The sequence below is a fragment of the Bacillus sp. FSL R5-0512 genome, from assembly GCF_038593295.1.
GTDB classification, from domain to species: domain Bacteria; phylum Bacillota; class Bacilli; order Bacillales; family Bacillaceae; genus Bacillus; species Bacillus safensis.
The window spans coordinates 703308-715637 of record NZ_CP151982.1 but is presented as its reverse complement, the minus strand read 5'-3'; the positions used below and the strand labels follow the sequence as shown (position 1 = coordinate 715637).

13 protein-coding genes and 1 pseudogene are annotated in these 12330 nt (G+C 40.7%); 4 read left to right on the top strand and 10 right to left on the bottom strand.

Translation table 11 applies throughout. The features are described from left to right. Nucleotides 1–4 precede the first annotated feature (4 nt). Nucleotides 5–262 carry a hypothetical protein gene (locus tag NSQ25_RS03540; RefSeq protein WP_003213975.1) on the bottom strand — a complete coding sequence of 86 codons (258 nt, stop codon included), beginning with the start codon at nt 260–262 and terminating at the stop codon, nt 5–7. 65 nt (nt 263–327) lie between these two features. Between NSQ25_RS03540 and NSQ25_RS03535 the strand changes: the two genes are divergently transcribed. Then, the gene (locus NSQ25_RS03535) at nt 328–807 is read left to right on the top strand and encodes an Hsp20/alpha crystallin family protein (RefSeq protein WP_024424582.1); all 480 of its coding nucleotides are present in this window, start codon (nt 328–330) and stop codon (nt 805–807) included. Here the strand turns inward: NSQ25_RS03535 and NSQ25_RS03530 are convergent. Then, nucleotides 788–1015 carry a hypothetical protein gene (locus NSQ25_RS03530; RefSeq protein ID WP_039177063.1) on the bottom strand — a complete coding sequence of 76 codons (228 nt, stop codon included), beginning with the start codon at nt 1013–1015 and terminating at the stop codon, nt 788–790. The genes NSQ25_RS03535 and NSQ25_RS03530 overlap by 20 nt on opposite strands. A gap of 92 nt (nt 1016–1107) precedes the next feature. On the opposite strand from NSQ25_RS03530, the gene NSQ25_RS03525 reads away from it, so the two are divergent. Continuing rightward, on the top strand, nt 1108–1455 hold the full coding sequence (locus tag NSQ25_RS03525; protein WP_046314051.1) for a hypothetical protein: 348 nt from the start codon (nt 1108–1110) through the stop codon (nt 1453–1455). A gap of 116 nt (nt 1456–1571) precedes the next feature. Here the strand turns inward: NSQ25_RS03525 and NSQ25_RS03520 are convergent, their stop codons facing one another. From NSQ25_RS03520 to NSQ25_RS03510, 3 genes and pseudogenes are all read right to left on the bottom strand, one after another. Next, nucleotides 1572–2204, bottom strand: a complete 633-nt coding sequence (locus NSQ25_RS03520; RefSeq protein WP_034282747.1) for a type 1 glutamine amidotransferase family protein — start codon at nt 2202–2204, stop codon at nt 1572–1574. A 74-nt stretch (nt 2205–2278) separates the two neighbouring features. Then, nucleotides 2279–3241, bottom strand: a complete 963-nt coding sequence (locus NSQ25_RS03515; protein WP_046314053.1) for a YafY family protein — start codon at nt 3239–3241, stop codon at nt 2279–2281. Between the two features lie 63 nt (nt 3242–3304). Then, a pseudogene (locus NSQ25_RS03510) lies at nt 3305–3557 on the bottom strand (recombinase family protein); the annotation flags it as partial. Between the two features lie 216 nt (nt 3558–3773). Between NSQ25_RS03510 and NSQ25_RS03505 the strand changes: the two are divergent. Continuing rightward, nucleotides 3774–5813 (top strand): penicillin-binding transpeptidase domain-containing protein, encoded by a 2040-nt coding sequence (locus tag NSQ25_RS03505; protein ID WP_081124075.1) that lies wholly within the window; start codon nt 3774–3776, stop codon nt 5811–5813. Nucleotides 5814–5960: 147 nt separating this feature from the next. Further along, nucleotides 5961–7199, top strand: a complete 1239-nt coding sequence (locus NSQ25_RS03500; protein WP_024426656.1) for an MFS transporter — start codon at nt 5961–5963, stop codon at nt 7197–7199. A gap of 31 nt (nt 7200–7230) precedes the next feature. Here NSQ25_RS03500 and NSQ25_RS03495 read toward each other — a convergent pair whose 3' ends face one another. The 5 genes from NSQ25_RS03495 to rfbF are packed head-to-tail and all read right to left on the bottom strand — an operon-like array spanning nt 7231 to nt 12012. Further along, the gene (locus tag NSQ25_RS03495; RefSeq protein ID WP_046314059.1) at nt 7231–8160 is read right to left on the bottom strand and encodes a putative nucleotide-diphospho-sugar transferase; all 930 of its coding nucleotides are present in this window, start codon (nt 8158–8160) and stop codon (nt 7231–7233) included. Then, complete coding sequence (locus tag NSQ25_RS03490) at nt 8161–9351, bottom strand: glycosyltransferase family 2 protein (protein WP_046314061.1); 1191 nt, start codon at nt 9349–9351, stop codon at nt 8161–8163. Then, complete coding sequence (locus tag NSQ25_RS03485; RefSeq protein WP_046314065.1) at nt 9348–10259, bottom strand: putative nucleotide-diphospho-sugar transferase; 912 nt, start codon at nt 10257–10259, stop codon at nt 9348–9350. The genes NSQ25_RS03490 and NSQ25_RS03485 overlap by 4 nt, the downstream gene beginning before the upstream one ends. 12 nt (nt 10260–10271) lie before the next feature. Beyond that, entirely contained in the window at nt 10272–11243 is a 972-nt protein-coding gene (locus tag NSQ25_RS03480; protein ID WP_025092661.1) for a GDP-mannose 4,6-dehydratase, read from the bottom strand. Between the two features lie 4 nt (nt 11244–11247). Continuing rightward, entirely contained in the window at nt 11248–12012 is a 765-nt protein-coding gene (gene rfbF, locus NSQ25_RS03475) for a glucose-1-phosphate cytidylyltransferase (protein WP_034282763.1), read from the bottom strand. Between the last annotated feature and the right edge of the window lie 318 nt (nt 12013–12330).

The window sequence follows — 12330 nt, the reverse complement described above, 5'->3', positions numbered from 1 at the left end:
CACGTCACTTCCTTTGAATGGGTTTAGCTGCTGGTGAAAAAGAGGCAGGTGAGTCCACTTGATCTCGATCATCTACATGGCTTTTTGTACCGACAAAACCGCTGGCATCTCCAAAATTCTGCCCGTAACCCTGATTTTTTTTATCTGAGTTTTGCCACTCTGCTAACAAATTTTGTCCGACATTCACCGCCGACGCATTTTCAAAGGAATTAATTTTTAACATGAAAATATTAATATTGATATACGGAGTTGGTTGAACCACAGATAAACCTCCTTTTTATAGGTATATGCAAGCACCCATCAAGTATGTTAACGGGAGGTCTTCACATGGACTTCGAAAAAATGAAGCAGTGGATGGATATTGCCCAGCAAATGCATGGAGATGATTTTTGGAAAATGATCTTCGATGATGAGCAAAGATCCCCCTTTATGGCAAACGGTCCATCTCCATTTACATTCACACAGCAGGATCAGCGGGGATCAGATGCGTCGTTTCCTCCAATCGACATGGTGGAAACCCATGCAGAAATTCAATACTTAATTTACTTGCCTGGCTACCGAAAGGAAGATGTTCAGGTGTTATCATATGGTGAATATTTGGTTGTGAAAGGACAGCGTTTTTCCTTTTTTAACGAACAGGACTTTCGCCAAAAGCAAGGGAAGTATGGTCCGTTTGAAAAGAAAATCCGCCTTCCAGAAATGATTCTTGGTCAAATGAATGCTGCCTTTAAAGACGGTGTACTTTACATCCGCCTGCAAAAGGATGAAGGAAAAGCGACGGCTATCATCATAGATGACGAATATTGATACTCACTGCGTCTATTTGATCACGATCATCAATTGTTTCAATTGGCAGGATCGTGATCACGCCATCAGCATTCTGTTCCCCAAAGCCATTGTTTCGTTTGATCGTACTGCAATGATTGCGAACAAACGTCGAGCCAAACGTCATAGATGATCCTGTGCCAATCGAATTCGTTTTCATATGGGCAATGTGAATCTGAGTAGGCAGCATATGCGTCTCCCCTTTCTTGTCATCTCTATAAGTATATACGGGGCAGCTTTTCCATAGACTAGAGTAAGGCGGAAGAAAAGGTTGTGGTCTACTTGAAACATTTCATTCAATCACTCTTTAAAAAAATTGAATCCAATCCATCCCCATCTGTCATTGAGCTAGAAAAAAGACTCGCCGCTCTTGAGCAAAAAATGTCTGCACCAGCTGCTCCTGTCTCAGAGGATACACACATCCATATCGAATCCCTGCGCGTGGACAAAATTGATTACCATTTAGAATTTGGGGAGCTTTCTATTGACCAGCTTCAAGGCAGGCTCAATATTGGGGCAACCTATTACACGCCAAAGGACACATGCATCAAAAAATCAACACAAACACCGAAGCCAAAAGAAACAAAAACACCGGTTGTCTCGATTCGATCAAAGCCTTCATCTTCTTAATGTGCTCGGCTTTTTAGTACAATCGGGGCAGTATCACAAACGATAAGACAAGTCCAAAATAAAAAGCTCCACTTCTCTACAAATCAAAGTAGTGAAATTGAGCTTTTTCCGTTACCTCATTTATTTATTGAATTCATCAATCGGAAGAAATATTCAGATTGATGTGTCTTATTCAGGTTATACCAAGAATGTAAGGCATCTGGTGCAAATACTTCTATTTTTTTCAGCACTTCCATTGCAAATTCTAAAGGAGCTATTCCTGATGCAGTAACTAAATTCGCATCAGATACCGCAGGTGCCAACTCATAGAACTTCTCTCCTTTATAGTTAGGACAAACCATTTTAGTATATTCTAAGTTATTACTTGTATGCCTTCTAGTATTTAAGTATCCCATATTCGCGAGCCCGTCAGTTGCACCACAAATTGCAGCAACAATTGTGCCAAGCTCTAAAGCTTGACCAATTCTTCCCAAGATAGGTTGGTGAATTTTTTCACCCCAAGTCGTCCCTCCTGGTAAAATCAAAAGATCTTTGCTCTCAAGATTACATTCTTCAAGGGAAATATCTGGTTTTATGCTCAAACCTCCCATAGTAGTCTTTATTTCTTTATTAACTCCTACTGTAATTACTCTTAAAGGTGCTAAATCTTTTTTGAAATATCTACCTGAGTTTAGTTCAGCGATTAAATATCCATATTCCCAGTCAGACATCGTATCAAATACATATAGATAAACTTTTTTTGTTTGCATCCAATCACCTTCCATTCACAATTGATATAGCTATTATAAAATAACTTCCCTGACAGTTAACGTCAGGGAAGTTATCATACTTGGTAAAATTTTATTAAATCCGACAAAACTTCAATAACTCTTTTCTTAAGACTAATTGGCTCAACAACTTTAATAGATTTATTATAAGGTAAAAGTAAATAAGGTACATATGTATGTATCATATCTTTTGGAAGAAGAAAAACTGCTTGATCTGAAGTCCGTTCTTGTAAATAATGTCCTAAAAACCAATGTTGGCAAATATCAGCCAATACATTTTTATCCCCATGAATCACCAAAGAAATAATCTCTTCCTTATCTTCTAAAGTTGGTAGGAGACTGTTTATAAAAAAGTCACGTGCTGAAAAATTTTCTTTCTGGTCAAAATGATTTACTGTCAGCATTAGACTTTCAATTCGATCTACTCTAAAACTACGCATATCATTCCTAAGATGACAAAATCCAATCACATACCACTTATTATTCCAATAGATTATTCTGTATGGATCCACACACCTATGATGTAATTGCTTTTCTCCACTTTTATTGTAAAGAATTTTCACCGTGTATGCGTCTGCTATGGCCTTTTCCAACTTCTTTAAAGAAGGTTCCAAAGAGATTGAAGGGGTTCGACTTATTACTTCAAGACTAGTTATATGTTGGTTTACCTTTGTTTCTTGCTCTTGATTTGAGTGTTTACTAAGTTTTGAAATGGCCCTTTTTAGCGCTTCATCTCCATAATATCCGGCTTCTTCTGCAAAAACAGCAGCGTGAAATAGTGAAGTCATCTCCTCAAAATCAAAAAATAGAGGGGCCTCTATAAAATTGTTCAATAAACTATATCCACCGTTATGTCCTGGTTCTGAAATAATAGGTACACCACTCGTTGAAAGTGTATCAATATAACGATACACAGTTCTTATATTCATCTCTAACTTTTCTGAAATTTGTTTTGCAGTTATTTTTTTATCCGAACGAAGCATCCATAAAATGGATAACAAATTGTCTACTTTAGGCATATAATTCCACCTTTATATGAGTTTTATTTCCGATGATATACTTGTGATTTTTGGTATAACTCATCAATTTCTTTCCGATATCTTTCTAATTGAAGCTTTACACAGATTTGTCATTTCACACATTTGATTTACAATTTTATTTTCCTCTTTATAAAGCTTTACTGCATCATGGTATTTCAAGCAGACCTTAAGCATTGGATAATATCACGTTCTAATTGGCTTACACCCGCCATAAATGTAAATTAAGAATTGGCTGTAAGGATTATCTTCTGATATCTAGCTACGTATCTTTTAAGAATTTTAAATTTGTCTTTTTACTGTGAGTAATACAGGGCTAGGTCTGTACCATAAATGATTTCACCTTTTTCTTCAATAGAGGACTTAGATATTATTAATAAAATTGGGTATCCTAAACGATAAATCACAGGTCGTTTTTCTTATCTATTTAGCTAGGTTTCTATGAGAAACTATACAAATCACGACCAATCACTGTAAAATATAGAGGATCTAATCAAAAATTGAGGTGTTTTCATTGTATACGGGTCAAAAAAAATCATTTTGGAAACAGAAAAAAGTCATCATCCCTCTTCTTAGCATCATCGTAGTTGCTGCTGCTTTCTTTTTCTTAAAAGATACTCTTTTCTCAAAAGAAAAAGAGGCTTTAAAAGCCGCTCAAAGCTTTACGAAACATATGGAGAAGAAAGACTTTACGAAGCTGGCAGATGAGGTGACAAGTGCATCTTTGAAAGCCAATGACTTTTCAAAAAAACAACTAGCCGAAAAATACGACAATATTTTCAACGGCATTGGAGCTTATGATCTGAACATATCAAAGCTCAACGTTGAAAAACAGGACAAAGGAAATGGGTATCAATTCTCCTATGATGTAACGATGAAAACGTCTCTTGGCAAGCTGCATAAGCTGTCTTACAAGGGCATTCTCTCCGAAGAAGATGACAAGTGGAAAGTGGACTGGAAACCAAATCTCATCTTCCCGCAAATGGAAAAAGGAGATACCATCAAGGTCAAATCAGACCCTGCTGTCCGCGGAAACATTGTCGACCGCAAAGGACGTACGCTGGCAGAAACAACTGGTGGAAACGCACTTGGCATCATCCCGGGCAAGCTCGGAACAGGAGAAGAAAAAGAACGCAATATCAAAAAAATCAGCCAAGCTTTTGATATAGAGGAAGAACTAATCAACAATCAGCTGAAACAAGCATGGGTCACAGACGACACGTTTGTCCCGCTCAAATCGATGTTAAAACAAAAGCCAATTCCAAAGGACGTCAATGGCGTTACCTATCAATCAAAGGAAATGCGCTACTACCCATATAACAAAGCCGCCGCTCATCTCACCGGATATGTAGGAAAAGCAAATGCGGATGATATCAAAAGAAATCCAGCATTAAAGGCGGATCAAATCATCGGCAAAACCGGCCTTGAATTCACATTTGACAAAAACTTACGCGGACAAGATGGCGGAAGCATTCTCATCGTCCATGATGAAACAGGCATTGAAGAAACATTGCAAAAATCAGCTCGAAAAGATGGAAAAACAGTGAAGCTGACGATTGATGCTTCTTTACAGAAAAAAGCCTATGATCAGCTGAAAGGTGAAAAAGGGGCCGTCACGATCATGAATCCATCATCAGGTGATCTATTAGCACTTGTCAGCACCCCTTCCTACGATGTCAATCTCATGACAAACGGGATTACACCTAAGCAATATCAGGCATACAGTGAAAATCCAGACCTTCCATTCCAAGCTCGATATGCGAGCCGGTATGCACCAGGGTCCACATTCAAAACCATTACAGCCGCCATTGGGCTGGAAACAGGTGTCACAAAGCCTGACAAAGTGCGCACCATTCACGGACTGAAATGGCAAAAGGATCAATCTTGGGGAAATTATCGCATCACCCGGGTTCACGATAAAGAAAAAGTAAATATGGTCGATGCCCTTGTGTACTCAGACAATATTTATTTTGGACAGGAAGCACTCGAAATAGGCAAAGACACCTACGAGAAAAAAGTGAAAACATTTGGATTTGGCGAAGATTTACACATGCCATTTACAATGAAACCTGCACAAGTATCGAACGATGGCATTCAATCGGATATCTTACTGGCTGACTCGGCGTATGGGCAAGGCGAATTACTCATGTCACCGATTGAACAAGTACATGCCTATTCTCCATTTGCTACAGGAGGCAAGCTTGTCTATCCTCGAGTGATTCAAGATGAAAAAACAGCTTCACCAAAACAAATCATCAAAGAAGGCTCGGCAAACACAGTGAAAGATGCATTGACTAAGGTCGTGACCAGTCCAAACGGAACAGCCCACTCCTTACAAATCGAAGGAGCGGATATTGCCGCTAAAACGGGAACGGCAGAGTTAAAAAGCAAACAAGGTGCAACAGACGGCACCGAAAATGGATTTTTACTTGCGTTTAATCCTAAAAAAGAAGATTATGTCCTCGTCGGCATGATCGAAGGAGTGAAAAACCGCGGCGGCAGTGGACTCGTCGTTCAAAAAATGAAGCCTGTGATTGCTTCTTTTTACAAATAACTCTTTAGAGACACAAGCTCAATCAAATGCTTGTGTCTCTTTTTTTCTAAATCATGACAATTTGCTATTGTTTTATAGTTCACCTTATGAATAAAATGAGAAGAATGCAAAAAACAGAAAACAGATAAATGAAGGGAGGAAGTCTCATTGGCCATTGCTGCTCGTACAAAGGATAAACCCCAACATTCTGTTACCGGCTCAACGGTTTATCCCATCTTATTGATTATTGGTATTTGTCATATGCTGAACGACACATTACAAGCTGTTATTCCTGCGATGTTCCCTATTTTGGAACGCTCAATGGGGCTGACCTTTACACAATTAGGGCTGATTGCCTTTACATTAAATATGGTCTCCTCCGTGATGCAGCCAGCTATTGGTTGGTACACAGATAAACGGCCGATGCCTTATGCACTTCCGATTGCTTTATTTTCAAGTGCTGTTGGTATATTCGGACTCGCGTTTGCCCCGTCGTTTGCCACCATTCTGCTTTGCGTTGTCTTTATCGGACTCGGCTCTGCGATCTTCCATCCAGAGGGCTCCCGTGTTGCCAACATGGCAGCTGGTCCAAGACGAGGTCTTGCCCAGTCCATCTATCAAGTAGGCGGGAATACAGGTCAAGCCTTTGCTCCGCTTATCGCTGCATTAATGCTCGTCCCGCTCGGTCAGACAGGCGTGGCTTGGTTTACGATTGTTGGAATGTTGGCGGTTGGTTTCCTTCTTTATATTTCAAGATGGTACGCAGGAAGGCTTCAAACCATTCGGGCCGAAGCGAAAAAAGCTCCTGCAAAAGCTGTCAGATCTGATATTCATCGTAAATCAGCACTCATTGCACTTGGCATTATCGTCTTTCTCATCTTTGCCCGCTCTTGGTATGGAAATGCCATTTCGAATTTCTATGCATTTTATGCGATTGAACAATACGGTTTGACGATTAAAGAATCACAGACTTATATCTTCTTATTTCTTATTCTAGGTGCAATTGGGACATTTTTAGGCGGGCCGCTTGCAGACCGCTTTGGCAAGAAAAACGTGATTTTAGTTTCCTTATTGGCATCCTTCCCGCTTGCCCTGCTGCTGCCATTTGCCGGACCGGTTTTTGCTTATGTTTTACTCGGGCTGATTGGGCTCATTTTGACATCAAGCTTCTCTGTTACCGTGGTTTATGCCCAAGAACTATTTCCCGGGAAAATTGGCACAATGTCTGGTTTAACTGTTGGGCTTGCGTTTGGTATGGGTGCAATCGGATCGGTTGCCCTCGGCTCATTCATTGATGCCTTCGGCTTAACGCCTACCATGATCGGTGTTGCCTTTTTACCGATATTAGGCATCCTAGCCTTCCTACTTCCTAGCGACCAAACCATTTCTAAATGGAATGAATCATAAAAAGAAAACCGCTCAATCAATGAGCGGTTTTTCATCTCTCATAAAAATGCGTGTCAGGCACATGCTTCTTCGCAATAAATCCTTGCTTAAATTCTGGAAATACCTTTTGCACCTGCTTAATCTTTTGATGAACCAAGTCGGCATACGGAATATACAAATGATCCACAAGCTTCTGTTCTTTCATATAGTAATACCAATTAAGGTTAAAGGTATTCTCGTCAATGATCGTAAAGGCAGAAAAATGATAGAACAAGAGTGGACATTCGTCGAGATACATATCTCCTTTTACAACTGAAAGCTTGTAGTTTTCAATGTTCCAAATCGCCGCATTGGCTCCTTTAGATGCAACGATATGAACCCCTTCAAAATCATCAACCCATCTTTCCACATACCGCTGATCTCCGTACGTCTTTTTTTCTGTATCCATTTCTACTGTACAATGGGCAAGACAATTTTCTTTCCATTGCGTGACTGCCTGTATGGCAACATCTGTGTTACGACAGCCTACAAACCCTGTATTAAAGCGGCCAGACAACTCATAAAAATGATAGAACCGCTTGGAATTCATATGATCCGTCAAAAATAAATGAGCGCTTGGATTCTCTGCAAAAATCGCCTCCGGATCATGATAAAAATACAAATCCGTATCCAGATGGGCAAGATAATCCGCATCTGAGGACTCAAGAATGTTGAGCAGAAAAGCAGGCTTTAACGTCCAGCAATACTCATGAAACGTTCGATCTTCTTTTGCCTTTCGCAGCGTATCATCTTCAATGTCCTCAAGCTGTTCATATTGAACATGCGGGTGAGGGAACTCCTTTAATACCTTATAAGCCAAAGGGTCTGCACATAAAACGGACAGCTTAAAGGCATGAGCGTTTTGTTCAAGCGAATGAATCAGCGCCAAAAGCTTAAAAACATGGGTATTCGACACAATGGTTGTAAAGTGATAAGACGCCATTTACAACACATCCACTTGGAACAAATCAACGCGCAACAGCTCTTTCGTCAGCCCTTGAATGGCTTCTACAAGCACCATGCAGCCATACTCCTCACGTGCAAGCTGCGCCGCTTCTGCCAGCTTTTTCAAAGGAACATGCTTGGCTGTCAGCATATCTTTTTTATCCCGCTTGATGCCTACATTCCGCTCTGTGATCAAATGAAGCAGCTCTAAAAAATAGGATAACAGGTCATCAAATGCTGGATTCTCGCGCAGCTGCCGAACTTCTTTCACAATATCATTTGTCACAGTGTGAGAAAACGGACCAGAGAAAGCCAAATGGACATCAATGGAATCAATATTGTTATACTTCTCACACATATACAAAATGTTGTATTTGATGTCATCAAATGACGTTAAATTACTTGGATGCTCTTGATGCACACTCATAATATCCTCTCGCAATTCAAAGGAGAGACCAAGCTGATTCAGTCGAATTCCTAAATCATAATCCTCAAATCCATACCGAACGATATCTTCATCAAACATCCCTAGTGCCATGACATGCTTACGTTTAACAGAGGAGTTATTTGTAATAAAAAAGCGCCATGGCAGCTCATAAGAACCTAAATCATAGTGGTACGTTTCCAAAATGTCTTTCAGGATATCAATAAACTCAGACTGCAAATCGAAGCTTTTCTCTAGAAATGCACCATTTTCGACTTCTTCCAATGATAAAAGAGGCGTTTTGTCCTCCATTTTCCGTTTATACAGTCCTTGCTTTTTCAACCGCTTCATATGATCCTTATCAAAAGCTGTGTAAAAATAGCGATAAATCCGCTTCCAGCACACACCGCAAATGACAAGATTCTCCCTGTCAGCATGAGCCTCTGCATGCTTTTGAATAAATCTCGGTTCTGCCAGCATATCACTGTCATGAAAAATGAGCAGATCCCCCTCCGCCTCGCGAATGGCATGATTACGTCCCTTTGCAATCCCTTGATTGACAGGAATGCGCACTTTTTTAAACGGGAAGTTCACCTCAATATTCTCAAGCATTTCCATCGTGCCATCCGTTGAGCCATTATCGGCAACAATGACCTCAAATGGAATATCTGTTTCCTGAAGCGTTAAGGAAAAAAGGCTTCCTTCTAAACGCTCTTTGGCATTATAGCTTGGAATAATGACGCTTACCTTTGGCTTTTCGTTCATGCGTCATCCTCCTCCCGTTTGGCATAGCCGTTAAACAGCGGATCGACCTGCTCCACAGATTCAATCACATGGCGAAGCACTTCCCGATAGGCTTCTTGGAAAAACGGCAGGTCATTTCGTCCTTTTTCATGAATTTGCTGCATCTCATCCTTACTCACAATCCGAAAGCCGCTGAAATGATAGCAAATGAGCGGGTGCCCATCCTCCAGAAGAATACGTCCATTCTCCTCCCGATAAGAATGCTGCCCATAGTTCCAATGACCAATATTCACGCCTTTTGTCTCAATATCTTCTACTTTGTCAAACAGCCTCGGCATATGATCTAGATATCCTTGATCGCCAAACTTGCCTTCTCCCGGTGCATTTCTACATTCTTTTAAGCATTCTTCTTTCCACCAGCTGAGGCATTTTCGTCCGGCTTCATCTCCTTTAAAATGCAGAAAGCCTGAGTTATAGCGTCCTAAAAGCTTCTGAAGCATCTTCACTTCCTCTGCATCAAAGCTTGGAATGACAATATCCCCTCTCGAAATTAAAACAGAAGCATTCGGCTGATGTTGAAAAATCACCTGAGGGCTCTCATAAAAGAACAAATCCGCATCAAGATAGGTCACGCTCTCTGCCTGCTCCTGTTCAAATAACCACTCAATCCAAATCGGCTTTAAGGTCCAGCAATATTCGGATGCATCCCGTTCCTCTTTTTTCTCCAGCAGCTCTGGTGTTTCGAGCTCCCGTACATGAACAAGATCCACATGCGGAAAATTCATTTGATGAAGCAAATCAAATGCAGCATCATCCATACATAACGTCTTGATGACAGCATCATCTTCTACTTGCTTCAACGATAAGAAAAACGCAATGGCTTGATAAAGTCTTCCACTTGAAAGAACCGTACAATATATGCTGTTCATCTATTTACACCTCTATTTTTGAAAGAATTCGCGGTACCATTCAATCGTCTTCTCTAAGCCTTCATCAATGGAGTAATCAGGCTTCCAATCAAGCAGCTTTCTCGCTTTCTCTGCTGACAAATATTGATGCTTAATTTCATGTGTTCCTTGATTCAAAATACGAGGCTTCAGTTCACTTCCCATTGCCTTTAAAATCTTATCCACAAGCTCTAGCACTGTCAGTTGAATCTCGTTACTAAAGTTAAAGGCTTCTCCCGCCAGCCCTTTTTCCTCCATCTTCTCAGCTAGCAGCAAATAAGCCTTCACTGCATCTTCAATGTAGAAGTAATCACGAATAAATGTCCCGTCACTTCTAATTTCCGGCGCCTTTCCTTCTAACACAAGCTGAATGGTTTGCGGAATGATTCTGTTGAAATTCAAATCCCCGCCTCCATATAAATTACCGCAGCGTGTAATACAAACCGGAAGACCATATGTGTTGTAGTACGTATGAGAAATGAGATCTGCACAGCTCTTTGAGACATCATACGGATGTTTCCCGTTTAACGGCATGTCTTCATCATATGGAAGCTGCTCTTGATCACCGTAGGCTTTGTCACTTGATGCCACGATCACTCGTTTGATGAGCGGCTGTCTTCTGCAAGCCTCCAGCACATTCCATGTCCCTAAGATATTCGCTTCAAATGTAGAAACAGGATGTCTATTCGCGACCCCAACAATGGCTTGGGCAGCCAAATGGAAGACGGTGTCAATTTCATATTCTCCTAACGCACGTTCAATCGTCTGCATATCCTCTAATGCGCCTTGCACCACATTCATTTTTTCAAATTGACTGCCTTGATATAAATTCGACCTAGGCACCTGATCACGCACAAGTCCAGTCACGTTTGCCCCTTGATCAATCAATTCCTTAACGAGATAGCTCCCTAACAGCCCTGTACATCCAGTTACAAATACGTTCTTTCCATTCCAAAATCCGCTCATGCTGTCACCAAACCTTCCATGGTTGTTTTCCATCTGTCCACATGTCGTTGATTTCCTTCAGGTTTTTATACGTATCAATTGCTGTCCAAAATCCGTGATGCTCATAAACGGCAAGCTCTCCATCATCCGCCAGGTTTTGAAGAGGCTCTGCTTCAAACACGCATTGATCATCGTCTGTCAAATAATCAAATACCTTTGAAGACAACACAAAAAATCCTCCATTGATCATCCCGATACTGTCTGTCTTCTCAGAGAAGGATTGTGCCATCCCGTTATACACCTTCAGTGTCCCGTACTGGGACTTCTTTTCAATGCCTGTGACAGTCGCAGCTGCTCCAAGATCCTGATGACGTTTCAGCAAATGAAACATATTGATATTAGCCAGTCCATCACCATACGTCATCATAAAGGTCTCATCACCAATGTAATCCTGTGCCTGCTTTAAACGTCCGCCTGTCATCGTATTTTCACCTGTATCTAAAAAGGTGATTTTCCAGTTTTCCGATTTACCTAAAAGCTTCATTTCTCCTGTCGCCATATCGAGCTGCATGCTGTGATGCTGCCAGTCGTAGTTCAGAAAGTACTCTTTGATCTTCTCTCCTTTATATCCAAGCAATAGGATAAATTCGTCTACACCGTAATACTGATAGATTTTCATAATATGCCATAGTATAGGCCGGTCTCCGATCATAGCAAGTGGTTTAGGAAGCGCTTGTGTGACCTCACTCATTCTCGTTCCCTTTCCTCCGCAGAGAATGACTGCTTTCATCTTCTCCCCTCATCTCTCTATGAAGATTTTTGATTAAAACCCTATCTTTATGCGGAAAATCAGTACATGTACCCTCATACTTTGTCCGACATCAGGTTTTGAATCTACTCTATTCATATGTCGAAATGAGAGAGTGTGCCACCTAGCATTTAACTATTTTTACAAATAAAAAAAGAGCGAGATTCATATTCTCGCTCTTCCAAAGTTTAAATTGTATATTTTCAGGGTAGATGGTATGATAAACATGTGCATAATCAGCACAAACAGCCTCTTTCTACAAAGAGACTACTAGATTGAATGAATTCAAGTGGCAACTTG

What these genes read in the sequence shown, in the direction of transcription:
- NSQ25_RS03480 (WP_025092661.1), bottom strand. Translation starts at nt 11,243, where the DNA reads ATGAGCGGATTTTGGAATGGAAAGAACGTATTTGTAACTGGATGTACA.
- rfbF (WP_034282763.1), bottom strand. Translation starts at nt 12,012, where the DNA reads ATGAAAGCAGTCATTCTCTGCGGAGGAAAGGGAACGAGAATGAGTGAG.
- NSQ25_RS03495 (WP_046314059.1), bottom strand. Translation starts at nt 8,160, where the DNA reads ATGGCGTCTTATCACTTTACAACCATTGTGTCGAATACCCATGTTTTT.
- NSQ25_RS03490 (WP_046314061.1), bottom strand. Translation starts at nt 9,351, where the DNA reads ATGAACGAAAAGCCAAAGGTAAGCGTCATTATTCCAAGCTATAATGCC.
- NSQ25_RS03535 (WP_024424582.1), top strand. Translation starts at nt 328, where the DNA reads ATGGACTTCGAAAAAATGAAGCAGTGGATGGATATTGCCCAGCAAATG.
- NSQ25_RS03515 (WP_046314053.1), bottom strand. Translation starts at nt 3,241, where the DNA reads ATGCCTAAAGTAGACAATTTGTTATCCATTTTATGGATGCTTCGTTCG.
- NSQ25_RS03520 (WP_034282747.1), bottom strand. Translation starts at nt 2,204, where the DNA reads ATGCAAACAAAAAAAGTTTATCTATATGTATTTGATACGATGTCTGAC.
- NSQ25_RS03485 (WP_046314065.1), bottom strand. Translation starts at nt 10,259, where the DNA reads ATGAACAGCATATATTGTACGGTTCTTTCAAGTGGAAGACTTTATCAA.
- NSQ25_RS03530 (WP_039177063.1), bottom strand. Translation starts at nt 1,015, where the DNA reads ATGCTGCCTACTCAGATTCACATTGCCCATATGAAAACGAATTCGATT.